Annotated in this window: 16 protein-coding genes; 13 read left to right on the forward strand and 3 right to left on the reverse strand. The window is 38.1% G+C overall.

The window, feature by feature from the left end:
* Nucleotides 1-9: 9 nt before the first annotated feature.
* On the forward strand, nt 10-1,797 hold the full coding sequence (locus tag CS937_RS16930; RefSeq protein ID WP_099159648.1) for a cation:proton antiporter: 1,788 nt from the start codon (nt 10-12) through the stop codon (nt 1,795-1,797).
* A gap of 43 nt (nt 1,798-1,840) precedes the next feature.
* On the opposite strand, the gene CS937_RS16935 is transcribed toward CS937_RS16930, so the two are convergent.
* Both CS937_RS16935 and CS937_RS16940 read right to left on the reverse strand, forming a co-directional pair.
* Nucleotides 1,841-2,962, reverse strand: a complete 1,122-nt coding sequence (locus CS937_RS16935) for a M20 peptidase aminoacylase family protein (RefSeq protein ID WP_099159649.1) — start codon at nt 2,960-2,962, stop codon at nt 1,841-1,843.
* A complete protein-coding gene (locus tag CS937_RS16940; protein WP_099159650.1) occupies nt 2,963-3,790 on the reverse strand; it encodes a MurR/RpiR family transcriptional regulator in 828 nt (275 codons plus the stop codon).
* Nucleotides 3,791-3,907: 117 nt separating this feature from the next.
* Here CS937_RS16940 and CS937_RS16945 point away from each other — a divergent pair, with 117 nt between their 5' ends.
* Together CS937_RS16945 and menC are read left to right on the forward strand one after the other, a co-directional pair.
* Nucleotides 3,908-5,326, forward strand: coding sequence for a YfcC family protein (locus tag CS937_RS16945; protein ID WP_099159651.1), 1,419 nt, complete (start codon nt 3,908-3,910; stop codon nt 5,324-5,326).
* An 18-nt stretch (nt 5,327-5,344) separates the two neighbouring features.
* Nucleotides 5,345-6,451 carry an o-succinylbenzoate synthase gene (gene menC / locus CS937_RS16950; RefSeq protein ID WP_099159652.1) on the forward strand — a complete coding sequence of 369 codons (1,107 nt, stop codon included), beginning with the start codon at nt 5,345-5,347 and terminating at the stop codon, nt 6,449-6,451.
* A 62-nt stretch (nt 6,452-6,513) separates the two neighbouring features.
* Here the strand turns inward: menC and CS937_RS16955 are convergent, their stop codons facing one another.
* On the reverse strand, nt 6,514-6,903 hold the full coding sequence (locus CS937_RS16955; protein ID WP_099159653.1) for a ribonuclease HI family protein: 390 nt from the start codon (nt 6,901-6,903) through the stop codon (nt 6,514-6,516).
* A gap of 275 nt (nt 6,904-7,178) precedes the next feature.
* On the opposite strand from CS937_RS16955, the gene CS937_RS16965 reads away from it, so the two are divergent.
* The 10 genes from CS937_RS16965 (at nt 7,179) to CS937_RS17010 (ending at nt 19,128) form a co-directional block, all read left to right on the forward strand.
* A complete protein-coding gene (locus CS937_RS16965) occupies nt 7,179-9,281 on the forward strand; it encodes a BglG family transcription antiterminator (protein WP_099159655.1) in 2,103 nt (700 codons plus the stop codon).
* Nucleotides 9,282-9,302: 21 nt separating this feature from the next.
* The gene (locus CS937_RS16970; RefSeq protein ID WP_099159656.1) at nt 9,303-9,569 is read left to right on the forward strand and encodes a PTS sugar transporter subunit IIB; all 267 of its coding nucleotides are present in this window, start codon (nt 9,303-9,305) and stop codon (nt 9,567-9,569) included.
* Between the two features lie 27 nt (nt 9,570-9,596).
* Nucleotides 9,597-10,964, forward strand: coding sequence for a PTS ascorbate transporter subunit IIC (locus tag CS937_RS16975; protein WP_099159657.1), 1,368 nt, complete (start codon nt 9,597-9,599; stop codon nt 10,962-10,964).
* A gap of 160 nt (nt 10,965-11,124) precedes the next feature.
* The gene (locus CS937_RS16980; RefSeq protein ID WP_099159658.1) at nt 11,125-13,047 is read left to right on the forward strand and encodes a BglG family transcription antiterminator; all 1,923 of its coding nucleotides are present in this window, start codon (nt 11,125-11,127) and stop codon (nt 13,045-13,047) included.
* A 147-nt stretch (nt 13,048-13,194) separates the two neighbouring features.
* Nucleotides 13,195-14,508 carry a 6-phospho-beta-glucosidase gene (locus tag CS937_RS16985; protein WP_099159659.1) on the forward strand — a complete coding sequence of 438 codons (1,314 nt, stop codon included), beginning with the start codon at nt 13,195-13,197 and terminating at the stop codon, nt 14,506-14,508.
* A 20-nt stretch (nt 14,509-14,528) separates the two neighbouring features.
* Nucleotides 14,529-14,831 (forward strand): PTS sugar transporter subunit IIB, encoded by a 303-nt coding sequence (locus CS937_RS16990; protein ID WP_099159660.1) that lies wholly within the window; start codon nt 14,529-14,531, stop codon nt 14,829-14,831.
* Between the two features lie 24 nt (nt 14,832-14,855).
* Entirely contained in the window at nt 14,856-16,133 is a 1,278-nt protein-coding gene (gene celB, locus CS937_RS16995; protein ID WP_099159661.1) for a PTS cellobiose transporter subunit IIC, read from the forward strand.
* 13 nt (nt 16,134-16,146) lie between these two features.
* A complete protein-coding gene (locus CS937_RS17000) occupies nt 16,147-16,905 on the forward strand; it encodes a ChbG/HpnK family deacetylase (RefSeq protein ID WP_099159662.1) in 759 nt (252 codons plus the stop codon).
* The gene (locus tag CS937_RS17005; RefSeq protein WP_099159663.1) at nt 16,895-17,242 is read left to right on the forward strand and encodes a PTS lactose/cellobiose transporter subunit IIA; all 348 of its coding nucleotides are present in this window, start codon (nt 16,895-16,897) and stop codon (nt 17,240-17,242) included. The genes CS937_RS17000 and CS937_RS17005 overlap by 11 nt, the downstream gene beginning before the upstream one ends.
* A gap of 50 nt (nt 17,243-17,292) precedes the next feature.
* Complete coding sequence (locus CS937_RS17010; protein ID WP_245835779.1) at nt 17,293-19,128, forward strand: exo-beta-N-acetylmuramidase NamZ family protein; 1,836 nt, start codon at nt 17,293-17,295, stop codon at nt 19,126-19,128.
* Nucleotides 19,129-19,484: the final 356 nt, after the last annotated feature.

The raw sequence follows: 19,484 nt of genomic DNA on the forward strand, positions 1-19,484 counted from the left end.
GGTGAGATAATGGAAGAGTTAGCGCTTGTTAGTATAGTTGTGATACTTGGTCTTGGGATTTTCTCGCAGTGGCTTGCGTGGCGGATTCAATGGCCGTCTATTGTTATTATGTCGGTTGCGGGATTGTTAATCGGACCGTTGTTAGGCTTGGTTAATCCGCAAGAGGCACTTGGGGAGCTTTATAGTCCACTTATATCACTTGCGGTAGCTATTATCCTGTTCGAGGGGAGCTCAAGCCTTGATATTCGTGAGATAAAAGGCATTTCTAAATCTGTATTTCGGATTGTAACCGGTGGGGCTTTTCTTGCTTGGATTCTTGGATCTCTTGCAGCCCACTTTGTCGCAGGGTTAAACCTGGAGATTTCCTTTATTATCGGAGGGTTGTTTGTTGTAACTGGTCCAACCGTTATTATTCCATTATTAAGGAATGCAAAGCTGAAGCCAAGAATTGCAGCTGTGTTGAAGTGGGAAGGGATTATTGTTGATCCAGCTGGACCGCTATTGGCACTGTTCGCGTATGAAGTTATAAAAGTATTGACGAACGAACAACTGGAATTAAATTATCTGCTTCATTTTTTCGGTGGTGCGTTACTTGCAGTCATTCTTGGTTACGTAGTCGGAATGGTAATAAGTATTATGGCGAGCAAGGGTCTTTTCCCGGAATATTTAAAGTCACCAATAATCTTAGCGTTAGTTTTGATTAGTTTTACGATTGCCGAGGTGATCATGCATGAAACAGGCATGCTAACTGTGACTGTGATGGGATTAACGTTAGGTTGGTCGAAAAAATATGTATCATCAATCGGCAATATCAGTCATTTTGTAGAAAATATTTCTGTCCTTTTAACGTCAACAGTATTCATATTACTTACAGCTTCATTGACGAGAGAGACTATTGCGCAAATTTTTACCTTACCAATAATCGGCTTTGTGTTGGTAATGCTCTTTGTTGTTCGACCATTATCCATATGGTTGACAACAATTGGAACCGAGCTTACAAATGCCGAGAAAACATTGCTTGGGTGGATTGCACCTAGGGGAATTGTTGCTTTGACTGTTTCTGGTTATTTTGCAACAATCCTGATTGATGATGGCTATGAGGATGCAACTTTGCTGACAGCATTAACGTTTGCACTCGTATTTATTACGGTATGTGTGCATGGTTTTTCACTTGGTCCATTAGCAAAAAAACTTAAACTTGCGAACGATGAACCGCCTGGAGTACTAATTGTTGGTGCAAGTAGCTTCTCAATTGCACTAGCTATTCATTTGAAAAAAATGGGTACACCAGTACTTATTGCTGATTCTTCTAGTGGTCGTTTATTTCCGGCGATTGAAAAAGGAATTCCTACGTACAAGGGAGAAATTTTGTCAGAACATGCACAGTTTGAAGTGGATCTGACACCATATGAGACCATTTTGGCAATGACTGGAGATGCTTCTTATAATGGGCTTGTTGCTCAATCATTTGCACCAGAGTTTGGGTATAACAACACCTTCTCACTTCCAGTTTCCTCCAATCATCGGATAAAAGAAGGAGGACTGCCGAAATCATTAAAGGCACACATGCTTTTTAATGAGGATGCTGTGTTTACTGAATTAAATCGGAAAATTAATACAGAATATACATTGGAATCAATTGAAATCACTGAAAAGGATACGATTTCAAAGGACAAGCTACCTGAAGATGTTACACCATTATTTATCAAGAAAAAGAATGACACTATTACTTTTGTGTCCCTTCGAAATAAACTTGCTCTCGACGTGGGTGATCAGCTCATAGTATTGAAAAAGTAACTGGGACAGAGGGTCTGCCCCCCTGTCCCAGTCCCCTGTTTCGCTAAATGCCGTATGTGTTTAATATGGCTCTGAATAATATGTTTACTCCATCAATCAAAGCTTCGTCATTAAATGTCATTTCCGGGTGGTGTAACCCTGGTTTTAAATCACATCCTAATCCTAGCATGGTAGCTTTTAGTGCGGGTCTTTTAATTGTATAAAAGTGAAAGTCGTCGCCTCCTGGAGTAACCAATGGTTTATCTATTTTGTCCTCTCCTAAAGTAGCTCCTATGGCCTTTTCCATAATACGGATAGCTTCTTCATTTGTTTTGGCGGCTGCAATACCGTACGAACTTACTTGATAATCTATTTGATATAGATCCTTAATAGAGTCAAAGATACTATAAACCGCTTTTTCAAGTTCGTCCATTAGTGTGTTATTCTGTGCTCTGAGATCTAATGAAAAAGAAGCGTTTCCTGGGATAATGTTGGCGCTCTTTCCTCCAGCATGAAAGTTTGTCATTTTAACCGAGTAGGGAACTCGTGGATCTAAATGGATTTTACTAAGCATGTTTACAATCTCTGCGCCTATTTCAATCGCATTATGGTTTAAATGTGGTCGTGCGCCATGTGCGTCGTGCCCTTTGATGTCAACATTGACTGTTTTTGTGGCTCCATGTACGATCACTGGTGTTGCGCGTCCCATTTTCGTTTCTTGATGAGGTCTTAAATGTACACCAAACAAATAGTCGACATTATCCACAACTTGCTTTTCAACCATTTTTAATGCACCCGCCCCTTTCTCTTCGGCAGGTTGAAAAATGAATTTGATAGCAACGTTGTTTTTTAGTTCAGGGTACTGTTCTAAAGTCCATAGAACACCTAATACCATCGACATATGCGCATCATGTCCACAAGAATGGTTTGCCTGAAATTCTCCATTAACTTCTTGCCATAGTGCGTCTATATCTGCTCGTATTCCTACAACTGGTAAGTTACGATTAAAATTTCCATATTCTCCTATAACTCCTGTACAATCATCAAAAGTGATAACATTGCAACCGATATTATCTAATATTCTTTTAATATAGTTAGTTGTTTCAATTTCCTCCCAGCTTATTTCCGCGTGGTTATGCAAGTACTGAAATGTGTCTTTTACTTTTTGCTCAATTGGAGTGCTCATTTAATCCTCGCCATCCTTTATAAAATATTTGTAAGTCTCCTGTATTTTTTCTCTTTCTTCAACTCGCTGTATTATTTCATGTAACATAGCGTTAATAACTGATAATGTGACGGGACCTTTGTCAAATAAACCTTTATTCACCATGTTTATAGGGACAACGATATCTGCAAATTCGGTTACAGGTGCTACTCTCGAATCTGTTATGGTAACTACTTTTATCCCTTTATTTCTTGCTTCCTCGGCAAGTCGTAACGTATCGAGAGCATAACGATAAAAGGAGAAAACAACTATACTAGATTTTTCTGGTAACAAATCAAGTAAACCAGCATCGGTTTCGGGCCGATACAAAGCAGCATTCCCTGTGATGTAATTCAAGTTAAAGTATAGCCAGTGTGCAAAAGTAAAGGAGTGATAGTATCCAGCAATGACGATTCTTTCACTCTCAATTATCGTCTTCACAACAGCATCCATATTTTCAACTTCGATTTTTTCTATATTGTTTTTTATGGTCGTAACATCCTTGATCATACTTTCCGCATAACCATTATCCTGATAACTTTCCATATTTAACTCTTCAGACGAATTATGATTTAAATCTAAAAGATGTTTTCTAACTTCTTTTTGAAGTGGGCTATATCCGCTATAGCCAATCGTATTACAGAATCGGATGACCATTGTTTCACTAACCCCAATGATATTTCCTACTTTTTTTGCAGGATGTATTGCAAATATCACAGGCTCAGAAATTAAATGATCTGCAACCTTCTTTAATCCTTTTGTTAACGTTGGAAAATTTTCTTTTGTTTTTGTTAAATAATCTTGCGTCATTGTCTCACCTTTTTTGAAGTTTTTACAATATTTAATATTGAAATAAATTATATACTTCATTATAATTAAATGCAAGTTATTAATATTTAGAATTTTTTATTAAATAGGAGGGGAAATATGACTGAAGAACAGAAACCGCAAAAGGAAAACAAGAAGAAAATAGGATTGCCGGATGCATATGTAATATTGTTTGCTATTTTATTCTTGGCCGCAGTTGCAACTTATTTTATACCTGCTGGAAGCTTCGATAGAGAAACGACGGATGGAATTACAACTGTAGTTCCTGACAGTTATCACGCAACAGAACAGCAACCGGCAAGTTTTATTGAACTTTTTCGTGCTATTCAACAGGGGATGATTGATTCAGCAGGACTAATATTCCTTGTATTAATAATCGGCGGGGCATTTGCGGTAATTGAACATACTGGTGCCATCGATGCTTTAATTATGAAAACAATAAATAAGACCAAAAATAAGGAATATTTATTGATCATTATTGTATGTACGTTATTTTCTATATTCGGTGCATTAGGAATTATCGTAAATGCGGTAATAGCCTTTATTCCTATTGGGATAATCTTAGCTCGTTCAATGAAGCTTGATGCAGTAGTTGGGGTATCTATTATTTATCTTGGTGCGTATGCAGGTTTTAATACTGCTTTTCTTGACCCGTTAACGACTGGGATGGCACAACAGATTGCCCAGGTTCCGCTGTTCTCTGGGATAGGGTTTCGAATCCTTATTTATATAACAGTGCTCCTATCAACCATTCTGTATATATGGTGGTATTCCAATAAAATTAAGAAAAACCCAGAGAAGAGTGTATTAGGAGCAAATAGGTTTCCGAAGTATGATGAAAAAAGTGTTGATACTGCTCCAACTGAATTAACAGGAACACATAAATTGGTTATTTCTTGGTTAGCAGTTGGTATTGCTATTTATATATTTGGTGTTTTTCAATTTGGCTGGTCGTTAAATGAAATGGCAGCGATGTTTATTGTAATAGCGATTGGAACAGCTATTATTGCGAAAATAACTCCGAATAAACTGGTTGAGGAATTTTTTAATGGTTGTAAAGGTCTTGTTTACGGCGCATTAATTATTGGAATGGCCAGATCTATCGTAGTTCTTTTAGAAGATGGACAGATTCTTGATACAGTAGTACATGGTATGGCAACTGTAATGGAGCCATTTTCCAGTGTATTAGGTGCAATTGTAATGTTTATTGCAAATGGGGTATTTAATTTGATCGTTTCATCGGGTAGCGGACAAGCAGCAATTGTAATGCCTATTATGACACCACTTGCGGATATTATGGACATTTCTCGTCAGGTGGCAGTGCAGGCATACAAAATGGGAGATGGGTTTACGAATGTAATTACACCGATTTCCGGTATTTTAATGGCTAACCTGGCGATTGCTGGGATACCTTGGACGAAATGGATTAAGTATATTTTACCATTAGTACTGATTTGGTTTGCAATCGGTGCAGTGTATTTAACGATAGCAGTAATTATAGGTTGGGGACCAATTTAAGAAGGAGGAATTTATTCTATGAAAATTGAAAAAGTTAAATTGTATAAAATAAACATGCGGATGCGGAATCCCTTTACAACTAGTTTTGGAACAGAGCAAGATCGATTATTTTTGTTAGTTGAAGCTATTGATGAACAAGGATTATCGGGTTGGGGGGAGTGCGTAACCTCGGAGAGACCGCTATACAGTGAGGAATTTACGCAATCAAGCTGGTATATGCTGGAGAAATTTCTGGTTCCTGCAGTTGTAAAAAAAGAAATTGATCATCCAGATGATTTACAGGAATTGTTTCATGCGTACAAACGTAACAATATGGCAAAATCAGCACTTGAGGCGGCAGTATGGGACTTGTATGCTAAGTCAAAAGGTGAACCACTTGCAAAAACGTTAGGTGGAGTGAAGTCAAAAATACAAGTTGGGATAAGTCTTGGTATTGAAGAAAATATAGATAGCTTATTAGAGTCAATTAAGGGAAAGGTGGATGAAGGCTATAAACGAATTAAAGTGAAGATAAAACCTGGTAAGGATATTGATGTGTTACGAGAGATACGAGCAAACTTTCCAGATATACCTTTAATGGCAGATGCAAATTCAGCTTATACATTAAAAGATATAAAGGTATTAAAGGCCATGGATCAATTTAATTTAATGATGATTGAACAGCCTTTAACTGCCGGAGATTTAATTGACCATGCTACATTACAAAAGGAGATAGAAACTCCAATATGTCTCGACGAAAGTATTCATTCTTATGAAAATGCGAGACAAGCTATTGAATTGGGAAGCGTCAACATAATTAATATGAAGGTTGGTAGAGTTGGAGGGCTTACTCAAGCTAAAAAAATTCATGATTTATGTGAGAAGGAGAATATACCGCTATGGTGTGGTGGGATGCTTGAATCAGGGATAGGTCGTGCACATAATATTGCCATTACATCATTAGCCAATTTTAACCTACCAGGTGATACAGCTTCTTCCTCAAGATATTGGGAGAAAGATTTGATTGAACCAGAAGTGGTGGTTGAGCAGGGAGAGCTGCTTGTACCGGAAAAACCAGGGATTGGATTTGATGTAAATTTAGAAGAAGTTGAGCGGAACACAATCGAAAGAAAAGTGATTGAATAAAGGGGAGTGGGACAGGGGGGCATGGGACAAGGGGTCAGACCCCTTGTCCCACCCCTATCTCGCTAATACATGCGAAGTGCTTTTCTTGCTAATTGGTCTGCATGATTGTTTTTCTTTTCGGGTATCCATTTAATGAAGAAGTGTGGAAAGTTGCTTGCTTCCATCTTGATTTTTTCGAATAAGGGAAGAAATGTTTGGTTCTTCGTGAAATCTTTGACAATCACATCTACGACTACCCTTGAGTCTGATCGAAATGACAGTATTTCTCCAGGGAAGTTTTTCTTACAAATCTCCAACGCCTTAATAACTGCATGAAATTCAGCTTCATGATTGGAAAGCATCCCCAATGGAAAAGCATATTCATATATTTTTCCGTTTGCCTTTACATAAACCCCAGCACCACTAACTCCAGGATTGCCACTTGATGCCCCATCTGTGTAAACTTCAATCAAATTTAATAGCCCCTTTATTTCTAGGATGTTGTAATGATTATATCAGTACCGTGTTGGAAGGGACAAGGGGTCAGACCCTCTGTCCCCCAGACCCCCTGTCCCACCGCTTCCCTTGTCCATCTGTGCAATTTTGCAAAGTTTGGCTATTACAAAATATGGTTAGAGAAACCCCTTACATTATTAGTTGCGAAAGCTTATACTATTTTCATAGTTACTATTAAGTCTTTTAGAAGTTTAGTATTGCAAACTTTTTTGCTTCTAGGGAGGATACTTCAGTGATTTTGGATAAAAGGCGTGCACACTTATTATCCGTTTTATTGCAATCAACAAAGCCGATACATGCTAAGCAGTTAACTGAAAAGCTTGGTGTTTCCCAGCGTACGATTTATTATGACTTGGACCAAATTAACGATTGGCTTGCTTCTGAAAAGCTCGATGCTATACAAAATATTCACGGTCAGGGATTATGGTTGCCAGATTCCTTAAAACACGAGATTAATCTGCAGGAATATAATTTGACTGATGAATATGTCTATCAATTTTCAGAAAGTGAACGTATTTTATTGCTCCTTGTAAGACTGCTGACAGATGAAACAGTCTTAACGATGGAATCCTTTACTACCAGTATACAAATGAGCAGAGGCACTATCGTGAAGGATTTAAAAAAAGTTAAAGTAAAACTTTCAGAGTATGCGTTGTCACTCGACTATTCCAGGTTAAAAGGGTATCAAGTTACTGGGGAAGAAGAGAATAAACGTAAGCTGCTATCCAATGTATTTTCGATTATCATGCTCGATTCGGAATGGAAGACTATTCGTGAAAAGATCTATAATATGCTGGGAACAAAAGATTTTGAAAAGAATGGCTATGTCCCAGACCGGGAGAAAATCATTCAAATAATTAACAAAGCTGAAAACGAATTGTTTTTAATGCTGACAGACGAAATGGTTGAAATGCTGGCGATTGAATTATTGATAATGATAAAAAGGGTAGGTTCCAAGCAGTTTGTTAAGGTCGATTCTGAAGAAAAGAACGTCTTGAGGGAGACGGAACATTTTAAAGCTGCCCAGCTAATAACGGGAAGGTTGTCTGATCTTTTCCATGTGGCGATTCCTCCGGATGAAATTTGCTTTTTGACTATGAATCTACTCGGTTTAAAGGTACATCGTGATGATTTCAGCTATTATTCAAAACGAGAAAAATCTGGCCTGCGAAAAGTAGTTCAGCGCATGATAGCTGATTTTCAAACAGATGCCTGTGTCATTTTTGATGATAGAGAAGGGTTAGAAAACAATCTAATATCACATATCAAGCCGACATATTACCGCTTAAAATACAATGTGAAAATGTCCAAGCATTTAGTGTCTAGTATTAAAGAAAATTATCCGGAAATTTTTCATTTTACGAAGCGAGTCATTGTGCATCTTGAATATTATGTTGGAAAATCTGTACCAGACGAAGAAACGGCATATATTGCTTTGCATTTTGGAGGCTGGTTAAAAAAAGAGAACAAGCAAGTAGATCTCAAGTATAAGGCACTGATTGTTTGTGAGAATGGTATTGGTACCTCAAACATGCTGAAGACACAGCTTGAGAGTTTAATAGCTGGTTTGGATGTGGTTGCGATTCAATCGATGCGAGAGTTTAACGCAAAGCGTGTCGGGGTCGATGTCATTTTTTCTACCAATTATATAAAAGAAAAAGAAATACCGGTCATTCATGTTCCGGCCATTTTATCAAATGTGGATAAAGAACAAATTTTGCAAACCGTAAATGATTTGTTTAAGCGGGAAAATCAAGAGATAAACGAAGTGGAACACATTTTACAAGTGATTGAAAACTATGCAACCATTCACGATCGGCACAACTTAAAAGAAGCCATTTCCAAAATGGACATAGAGCAAAGACATCAGATAAAGGAGCTTAATAAACCGATGCTGAATGAATTACTAACTGAAAGCACCATTCAACTAGAAGATCATGTCTCGAATTGGGAGGAGGCAATTAGCGTCGCAGCGCAGCCATTGTTATCGCAGCACAGTATTACGCAAGAATATGTCCAAGCAATGATTGATAATGTAAATGAACTTGGACCTTATGTTGTAATTGCGCCAAATATTGCACTTCCTCATGCACGGCCAGAAGCGGGTGTGCAACGTTTGGGAATGAGTTTATTGCGCTTAAAAGATCCTGTTCATTTTTCAGACAAGGAAAAGCATCGTGTACGATTGATTATTGTACTGGCGGCGATTGATAATCAGACACATTTAAAGGCATTATCCCAGCTTACGGAAATGTTATCTAATGAAGAAAATGTTCAACATTTAATCGATTCAACAAGTCGAAAAGAAGTGCTTGATTTAATCAATAAATTTTAATTATATTTGGAGGTATTTGACATGAAAAAGGTATTAGTAGTATGTGGAAATGGATTAGGGAGCAGCATGATAGTTGAAATGAATGTGAATTCAATCTTAAAGGATTTGGGTAAAGAGGCAGAGGTATCCCACACAGATTTATCTACTGCAAAATCAGAGGTTGCCGATTTGTATTTGGGATCCGAAGATATCGTAGGTAATTTAGAAGATGGTCAGAAAAATGTTGTAAAGCTCAAAAATTTAATGGACAAACAGGAATTACGTGAGGCTTTAGAGAACAACATTTAATCTATTTAATGTGATGGAGGGGTACAGATGATTGATTTAGTTATGAAGGATATATTGGGGACTCCGGCAATTTTAGTTGGATTGTTTGCTTTGGTAGGTCTCCTTGTACAAAGAAAGAATACTGCAGATGTTGTATCTGGAACATTAAAAACGATTATGGGGTTTGTTATTTTAAATGCTGGGGCAGATGTAATTGTTCAAGCGCTTGGTCAATTTAGCAGCATGTTTAACGAGGCGTTTTCAGTTGATGGTGTTATCCCGAACAATGAAGCAATTGTTGCTTTAGCGCAAGAGTCGTTCGGAACAGAAACAGCAATGATTATGTTGTTTGGTATGATTGTAAATATTATTTTGGCGAGGTTCACCCCATTTAAGTACATCTTTTTAACGGGTCATCATACAATGTTTATGGCTTGTATGATTGCAGTAATTTTAACAACTGGAGGCATCACTGGAGCTGCATTAATTATTATTGGTTCTATTATTCTCGGTTCTTTGATGATATTATCACCAGCTATGCTACAGCCGTTCACACGAAAAGTGACTGGTTCAGATGATTTTGCTGTAGGTCATTTTGGTTCTGCAGGCTATTTCGTATCAGCTATGGTTGGAAAAGCAGTTGGAAAAAATTCGAAATCAACGGAAGAGCTTAAGGTTCCGAAATCATTAGGATTTTTACGTGATACATCAGTAGCGGTTTCATTAACAATGGCTATTCTCTTTTTCGTAGTTGCTGGATTTGCCGGTGCCTCATTTATAGAATCAGAATTAAGTGGCGGACAAAACTTCTTAGTATTTGCATTTATGCAAGGTTTAACTTTCGCTGCAGGTGTGTACATTATTCTGGCGGGTGTACGAATGCTATTGGGAGAAATTGTCCCTGCGTTTAAAGGGATTGCAGATAAAATTGTTCCAAATGCAAAACCTGCATTAGATTGCCCGGCAATTTTTCCGTTTGCTGGTAATGCTGTAATAATTGGGTTTTTATTCAGCTTTATTGCAGGTCTAGTCAGTATGTTTCTATTACCTATCCTTGGACTTAAAGTTATCGTTCCTGGTCTCGTACCACACTTCTTTACCGGAGCAGCAGCGGGTGTGTTTGGTAACGCAACTGGTGGAAGAAAAGGTGCGATATTTGGATCCATGGCTAACGGTGTTTTGATTAGTTTCCTACCGGCATTGTTGTTACCTGTTCTTGGATCGTTAGGATTTGAAGGAACAACATTTGGAGATGCCGACTTTGGTGTCGTTGGTATAGTACTTGGAAATCTAGTACGTTTTATCGAATCAAATGTCTTCTCATCTATTGTAATCTTAGTAATCTTGTTCGTACTATTCCTAATCGGATGGAAAACAAGCGCAAACACAAACAAAAACAAATCCGAAGCAGCATAATCATCGGGACAGGGGGTCAGACCCCCTGTCCCGATTTTTTTAGGACGATGGACCTGACCCTTGTCCCACCACCCTAATCTTGGAGCGGGACAATGGACCTGTCCCTCTGTCCCGATTCGTGGTAGAATATAGTTAATATTCTAACAAAAGGGGTGGTTCGATGAATGCTAGATGGAAAGAAATTATACAGTTGCTGATGAAATCGAATGATCCCATGACTAGTGAAGAGTTATCAACGCATTTGTATGTGAGTTCTAAAACAGTAAGAAATGATATAAAAGAATTAAATCGCTTGTTGCAGCAAAGGGATTTACAAATTGACTCTTATCGAGGCAAAGGATACCAACTTAAGATTATGGATGATGAGAAACTAACCCAATTTATACAGGAGCACCTAGAGGAAGCAAGAGGCGTAATTCCTAGTGAACCTGAGACCAGAGTTCATTTTTTAATGGAAAAACTTTTATTACAATCAGACTATATAAAGATGGAGGACCTTACAGAGGAGCTATATATTAGTCGCTCCACATTAAAAAGTGATTTAAAAATAGTTCGTGAAATACTTGAAAACTATAGCTTATCACTTGATCAGAAGCCAAATTATGGGATTAAGGTTATTGGAAATGAGACACAGATTCGGTTTTGCATCTCCGAATACATTTTTAATCAGAAAAGTGTCTTGATAGAAGATAATCCTGACTGGATTTCCATCTTGGCGCAAAAGGATTTAGAAATCATTAAAACTAGTATTTTGTCAAAGATGCGAAAGCACAATATCATTATTTCAGATATGAGCCTGCAAAATTTAATCACGCATCTTGCCATAGCGTGTAAACGAATTAGAGAATCGAATTCAGTTGAAATTGTACAGGACGAATTACGTGATATGAAAGATAAAAAGGAGTTCGCAGTAGCAAAGGAAATTGTACAGGATGTTGAGTCGGGACTAGGGGTCAACTTTTCTGACAAGGAAGTGGCGTATCTTGCAATTCATTTACAAGGAACAAAGTTAGTAAATTCAAATCACACGCAGGAAAAAGTCCCATCAATTATCGATCCGAAAATATATACGTTAGTAACAGAAATGGTAAACAAAATAGACGAAACCTATCATTTCAAACTTTCCGATGATGAGGAATTATTATTGGCTTTATGCTTGCATTTAATGCCCGCCATCAATCGGTATAAATATCAAATGAATATAAGGAATCCAATGTTAGAGGAGATAAAAACAAATTACCCACTTTCCTTTGAAGCGGCGTTAGTTATGGTTGATGTGCTTTATGAAAAAATGGCTATTAAAATTGATGAAAATGAAATAGGTTACGTAGCCCTTCATATAGAAGTGGCACAGGAAAGGCGAAAGAAACATTCCAATCATACAAAGCGTTGTCTGATTGTCTGCGCCTCAGGATTGGGTAGTGCACAGTTATTATTGTATAAACTAACAGACAAATTTGGTAATGATCTAGATATTGTTGGAACGACGGAATACTATAACTTGAACGCTAATGCTTTACATAATGTTGATTTCATTGTCAGCACGATACCGATTAAACAGGCGTTACCTGTTCCGGTTATACAAATAAGCACCGTACTTGGTGATAATGATGTAAACAAAATTCAAACGATCATGATGAAAGACATATCCATTATGGAACAATATATGCATGAGCAGGATACTTTTTTAAACCAGGATTTTGAAACCTATGAGGAAGTAATTACATTTTTAGGGGATCGTCTAGTGAAAGATGGCAGGGCTGGGGATGATTATGTTAAATCTGTTTTGGAAAGGGAGCGTTACGCCCCAACGAGCTTTGGTAATCTAGTAGCGATTCCACATCCACTTGAACCGAAAACAAATGCTACGTTTTGGTCGATTGTTTCGTTAAATAAGCCTATACAATGGGGAGATAAACCCGTTCAAATTATTTTTCTCCTTAATACGAATAAAGCTAAAAAGGATGATTTAAAGCCCATGTTTCAGACATTGGTTAAGCTTATCGATAACAGAAATCTTCTTCTCAAACTTTTACAATGTAAGTCATTTGAACAATTTAGGAACGTAATACGAAGAGCTTAAAGGGCAAAGGAAATGACACGATTCCTTTTGCCTTTTTGTTTTTCTACAATCAGTTTTTTGCCGTTGCTAACGGAAAATGATCCTCTACTAATGGATGCGTTTACATAATAAGATGGGGATATACATCAAGTGAAAGGATGGAAAACGATGAAACCGCTTAAATTAGTTGTAATAGGAGGGGGGTCCTCTTATACGCCCGAATTAGTGGAGGGGATAATTAATAATCAAGAAGTATTGCAGGTATCGGAAATATGGCTGGTGGATATAGAAGATGGTCAGGAGAAACTAGCGATAATTGAAGGTTTATCAAGAAGAATGATCGAAAAAGCCAATTGCTCTATTAAAATTGTTGCAACGCTGGATCGACAAGAAGCAATTAGAGACGCTACGTATATTATTACGCAAATAAGAGTTGGACAATTGAAAATGAGAAGAAATGATGAATATATCTCGATTAAGCATGGCGTTGTTGGTCAGGAAACTACTGGGGCTGGTGGGTTTATGAAAGCATTGCGGACAATTCCAATAATGCTGGATATATGTAAGGATATTGAAGCACTTGCACCAAACGCCTGGCTTTTAAATTTTACCAATCCAGCCGGCATCATAACCGAAGCAATTTTCAAACACAGTAAGGTTAACGTAATCGGCTTATGTAATAATCCAATCAATTTTTATAAAAAATTTGCTAAAACATATCAAGTGCCAATGAACGATGTAAGTATTAACTTTGTTGGAATCAACCACCTTATTTGGATAACAGGACTGTACATTAAGGGTCAATCTAGAATGGAAGATATTTTAACCGGAAAATCAGCTAGTTACGAGGCAAAAAATATCCCTTCATTCGGCTGGGATTTAGAATTTCTTCAGTCACTTCAAGCAATACCGTGTGGCTATCATAAATATTATTATCAAACGGATCAGATCCTTGAAAAACAACGTGAAGAATATCGCAGAAATGAAACGCGAGCAGACCAGGTTCAACAGGTTGAAAAAGAATTATTTGCAATCTATCAAAATCCTGATGTACAGGAAAAACCGAAAGCCTTAGAGCAAAGAGGTGGCGCGTATTATTCAGAAGCAGCAATTGAATTAATTAAATCCATCCATTTAGATTCAAAGAAAACACATACATTAAATGTAAAAAATAATGGGACAATACCATGTTTACCTAATGATGTTTGTATTGAAGTCAATTGCGTGGTTGAAAATCATCAAATTACGCCACTTCAAGTAGGAAGCGTCTCACCACAAATTAGAGGGTTGCTGCAACATGTAAAAGCATATGAAGAGTTGACTGTTGAGGCTGCTGTTACTGGAAATAGAGGAGTCGCGCTGCAGGCACTAATATTACATCCTCTGATTCCATCCGTTGACAAGGCAAAAAGCATTTTGGATGAAATGTTAGTGGTTAATCAACCGTATTTACCTCAGTTCACTTCTGAAATAAATATATAATCCAAAGGGGAGATCAACCTATGAAAATTACATTATTGTGTGCGCTTGGGATGAGTACAAGCTTACTAGTTGAAAAGATGAAAAAAGCTGCTAGCGCTAAATCTATTGAAGCGGAAATTGAGGCACATTCTGTTGATGATTTGGAAGAACAGTTGAAAACGGCTGATGTTATTCTGTTAGGACCGCAAATACGCTACAAAAAGAACGAATTATTTGCAAAAGCCGATGCAGCAAACACGCCGATGGCTATTATTGATATGAAAGCCTACGGAATTTTGGATGGGGAAAAAGTGCTGGATCAAGCACTGAAATTAATGAATTAATCTTAAAAGAAGGAAGGTAATACAATGAATGGATTTAATGCTTTCATGGAACGTTATTTCATGCCTGTTGCCGGTAAATTGGCAGAACAGCGCCATTTAAAGGCAGTTCGGGATGGGATTATAGCAACAATGCCTTTATTGATTATTGGAAGTATCTTTTTGATCATATCTTCACCACCTGTAAAAGCGTGGGCTGAATTTATGAAACCATATGCAGCATCATTAAGTATTCCAGTTAATGCAACATTTGGGCTGTTGGGTTTAATAGCTGTATTTGCGATTGCTTATAACCTTGCTAAAAGTTATCAAATGGATGGATTATCGGCCGGTGTATTAAGTATCGCTGCATTTTTTGTTGCTACGCCTCTTACGGAAGACGGTAATATTCCATTAAATTTAATGGGGAGCGAAGGATTATTTATTGCTATTATTCTAGCGATATTTACTGTAGAGGTTTATCGTTTTTTTGAAAAAAGAAATATAGTTATTCGAATGCCTGATGGTGTTCCGCCATCTGTTTGGCGCGCCTTTACCGCATTAATTCCGGGTGCTGCTATTATTTTTATCGTTTGGGGTGTAGACCTGATATTAAAAGCCTCATTTGACTTATCGTTACACGGAGTAGTTGCTGCCGTTTTACGTGAACCGTTACAAATGGTTGGTGGAAGTCTGTGGGGAGCATTAGTAGCAATTTTACTTATCCATTTACTTTGGTCATTCGGTATCCATGGAATTTCGGTTGTTGCAAGTGTAATGGCGCCAATTTGGTACAGTTTAACCGATGAAAACGTGTCTGCACATCAGGCTGGAGAGGCTTTACCACATATTATCGGCCAACCATTTATGGCAATATGGTGGGCTGTTGGTGGCTCGGGTATGGCCTTTGCATTAACGATTTTGTTTGTTTGGCGGGCTCGTTCCAAACATTTAAAAGGCTTAGGTAGAGGATCAATTTGGGCTAGTATATTTAACATCAGTGAACCAACCATTTTTGGGGCGCCAGTGGTCATGAATCCTCTTTTAGTTGTACCTTTTATTCTTGCTCCTTTAGTGGTTGGAACCGTAACGTACTTTGCTATGTCAATTGGCCTTGTAGGTAAGCCATATATTATTGTTCCATGGACAACGCCGCCACCATTTTCAGGAATCTTTACAACGGGTGATTGGCGTGGCGGCGTGTTAATGATTGTCAATATATTGATGGCGATGGCTATCTATTATCCATTTTTCCGGCTATATGATAAACAGCTTGTCCAGGAGGAGCAGACAACTGAATCTGCTGCTGCAACAAAGGAAGAATAAGGAGTTTTAAATCATGGATCATTCATCAACAAGACTAATTGTAAATGCTGATGACTATGGATTCTCGCCAGGAGTGTCGGCTGGAATTCTGTATGCCCATCAGAATGGCATCCTCACAAGCACGACCGCGATGGTTAACACTGAATTTTCGAAGCAGAGTTTAGACGAGGCGAAGAAATATCCGAATCTTGGAATCGGCTTGCATTTTGTGTTGGATGTAGGCAAGCCTATTGCTTCTTCGGTACGAAGTTTAACGGATCATAGCGGGGATTTTTTAAAAGGAAAAACACTTATTGAATCTGCCAAAAAGCAGGAAGTGAAGGAAGAACTTAAAGAACAACTCGAATTGCTGTACAAGTGGGGGGTTGATGTAACGCATATTGACAGTCACCACCATATGCATTTGCACATACCTGGCGCGCTAGAAGCCGTTATGGAAGTAGCCGAAATGTATAATCTTCCTATTCGATCATTTTCCGATACAAAATTAACTGGAAATGTTATATCCAGTGACTTTTTCTACTACGATTTTTACGGGGAAGAGAATGTTTCGTCACAATATTTACTGGAGATATTTTCAAAACTAGAACCAGGAATTTCAGAAGTGATGTGTCACCCTGCATTTATGGATTTAAAATTAAGAAGGTGTAGCAGTTATCATTTTACTAGAATAAAAGAATTAGATGTGCTTGTCGACAGCAGGATCAAAGACGGCTTACTTGAGCACGCTATCGAATTGATCCATTATGGAGGGCTAAAAAATGAACGTTGAACAGTTTTCAATGCGTATTATTTTACATGCAGGAAATGCTAAGGGCTTCTTACATGAGGCATTACATGATGCAAGGAATGGGAATTTTGATCAGGTTGATGCAAACGTTAAACAAGCATCGACAGAGTTATTGGAGGCACATAAAATACAAACACAGTTTATGCAAGAGGATGCTAAGGATGGGATGGAACGATTGCCGGTAATAGTAGTCCATGCACAGGATCATTTGATGACAGTCATGTCTGAAAAGGATTTGATAGAAGAGATGATTGAGATTTATCGGAAGCAATTTGATATGAATTTAAAAATTGAGCGATTAATGGAAGCTGTAAAGTGATGGATTATGGAAGATGGAAAACCTAACGAAACGATAAAAGGAGTGTTACTGTGAGAGTCAACAAGATTGTGATTACAGTTGTAGTTCTAATGTTAGTCATGACATCTTCGTTAACAACATCTAATGCAGAAGGAAATAAAGGGAATGGAAAAGTGGTGCCGGGTATTGAGGTATTATTGAAGGATCATTTGGATTGGATTAAGGATAAAAAGGTTGGTTTAATAACGAATCCTACCGGGGTTGATCGTAATTTGGTCAGTAGTATTGATTTGCTAAATGAACATCCAGATGTTAATTTAACTGCTCTATTTGGTCCCGAACATGGTATACGGGGGGATCAGGAAGCGGGGGAATACGTAGAATCCTATATTGATGAAAAGACGGGTTTACCTGTATACAGTTTATACGGTCCTACCTGGAAACCGTCAGAGGAAATGTTGGAAGATGTTGATGTGTTGCTTTTTGACATACAGGATATTGGCTCCAACGTGTATACGTATATTTATACACTAGGTTTTGCGATGGAAGCGGCTGCGGAATTTGGGAAAGAGTTGATTGTATTAGATCGCCCGAATCCAATTGGTGGAACGAAAGTGGAAGGTCCTCTCCGTTCTGAGGATACAGTTAGTTTTATGGGACGATTTTTGTTACCGGTAAGGCATGGAATGACGGTTGGAGAATTAGCGACCATGTGGAATCATGAGTATAGCTTGGGTGTAGACCTGAAAGTTGCTAAAATGAAGGGGTGGAAACGGACCATGCACTTTGAAGACACAGGACTGCCATGGGTCATGACTTCCCCTAATATACCAACGATGGAAACCGCTTATTTATATGCAGGAACGGAGCTAGTGGACGACACATCCTTAACTACAGGACTTGGAACGACAAGACCTTTTGAACTGGTCGGTGCGCCATGGATTGATGGGGAAGATTTGGCTAAAGAAATGAACGACCGAGCTATTCAAGGCGTTTCGTTTAGGTCTGCATATTTTACCCCTATGTTTGGAAAATATGAAGGGGAATTAGTCGGTGGCGTGCAAGTGCATATGGATGATCCCTCCGATATTAATTTAGTAGAGTTAGGCTTGAATCTTGTCGATGCCATGCGTGATCAAAACCCAGAGAAATTTGAGATGACATCAAGCTATGCTAATCTTATTGGAGATCCGGATGTACCGGGAATGCTTTTGAATGATGAACCAGTTAATGAGATTATGGATTCCTGGCAGGGAGAGTTGAATTCATGGATTGAAGAGGTTCGAAATGATTACTTACTATATAATCCATATCCTAAAGGCACGCATCCCTATAAAGAAAAAGGTTCTTTAGGTATTTTACCGTTAGATTTAACAGCGTCGCCAGGTCAGCATGTTGATTTAACTGTGCAAGGATACGACAAAAATGGAGAAGCGTTTGATATTGATCCATCATTGATTGAATGGAAAGTCTCAGGTGAAATTGGATACGTGGAAAACGGAACTTTTTACGCTACCAATGAAGGGCAAGGGGAAGTTGTAGCAACATATAATGATTATACTGCTTCACGCGAGGTAGAAGTGTCAGCTACAAACGTCGAAAATATCCGTTATGGAATACACTCAGATTATTCAAGGATTGTGTTTGATTTAAATAAAACGGTCAACAATTATAAAATTGAAGAACAAGATGGTAAATTACGCTTGAAAATTCCGTATGGGGAAATTAATGGAGAATTAAATAAAGAAGGCGGCACTGTTACGGTATCTAATAGTCCTGTCATATCTAGCATTGATTATTATATGGAAGATGATAGGTTTGTTGCAGCGTTCAACCTAAAGACAGACGACGTCGACTATCAAACACCAGCATTCTCCTCAAGAATCGTGGTTGATGTAATGCATTAATGGGACAGGGGGTCATGGGACAGGGGGTCAGACCCTCTGTCCCGCTTTTTTTTGGGTGGGACATGGGGATAGGTCCCTTGTCCCACCCAATTCCATAAAGTTAAATTTCGCTTCTTCGTTAAAGTTGTTTTTTGAATTTTAGCTGAAATAAGTGTAGCGAAATATATATTCACTGGTTAATAATACATAGAAATTTAAATTTTACTAGAAAGGCTAATTTTGACTTTTTTAAGAAAATAATTTATCTTGTATTCGTAATAGCCCCGTGATGTCCTCCATCAATCTCCAATCAATACTCCAGATATTATTTACTGATCGTGATCGTATAGAAATTTGGGCGAGGGGACTGACCCTTT

It is taken from the genome of Virgibacillus ndiopensis, from assembly GCF_900187325.1.
Lineage (GTDB): Bacteria > Bacillota > Bacilli > Bacillales > Amphibacillaceae > Virgibacillus_E > Virgibacillus_E ndiopensis.

Coding starts and splice junctions, on each gene's coding strand:
- CS937_RS16930 (WP_099159648.1), top strand. CDS start 10: ATGGAAGAGTTAGCGCTTGTTAGTATAGTTGTGATACTTGGTCTTGGG.
- CS937_RS16935 (WP_099159649.1), bottom strand. CDS start 2,962: ATGAGCACTCCAATTGAGCAAAAAGTAAAAGACACATTTCAGTACTTG.
- CS937_RS16940 (WP_099159650.1), bottom strand. CDS start 3,790: ATGACGCAAGATTATTTAACAAAAACAAAAGAAAATTTTCCAACGTTA.
- CS937_RS16945 (WP_099159651.1), top strand. CDS start 3,908: ATGACTGAAGAACAGAAACCGCAAAAGGAAAACAAGAAGAAAATAGGA.
- menC (WP_099159652.1), top strand. CDS start 5,345: ATGAAAATTGAAAAAGTTAAATTGTATAAAATAAACATGCGGATGCGG.
- CS937_RS16970 (WP_099159656.1), top strand. CDS start 9,303: ATGAAAAAGGTATTAGTAGTATGTGGAAATGGATTAGGGAGCAGCATG.
- CS937_RS16975 (WP_099159657.1), top strand. CDS start 9,597: ATGATTGATTTAGTTATGAAGGATATATTGGGGACTCCGGCAATTTTA.
- CS937_RS16980 (WP_099159658.1), top strand. CDS start 11,125: ATGAATGCTAGATGGAAAGAAATTATACAGTTGCTGATGAAATCGAAT.
- CS937_RS16985 (WP_099159659.1), top strand. CDS start 13,195: ATGAAACCGCTTAAATTAGTTGTAATAGGAGGGGGGTCCTCTTATACG.
- CS937_RS16990 (WP_099159660.1), top strand. CDS start 14,529: ATGAAAATTACATTATTGTGTGCGCTTGGGATGAGTACAAGCTTACTA.
- celB (WP_099159661.1), top strand. CDS start 14,856: ATGAATGGATTTAATGCTTTCATGGAACGTTATTTCATGCCTGTTGCC.
- CS937_RS17000 (WP_099159662.1), top strand. CDS start 16,147: ATGGATCATTCATCAACAAGACTAATTGTAAATGCTGATGACTATGGA.
- CS937_RS17005 (WP_099159663.1), top strand. CDS start 16,895: ATGAACGTTGAACAGTTTTCAATGCGTATTATTTTACATGCAGGAAAT.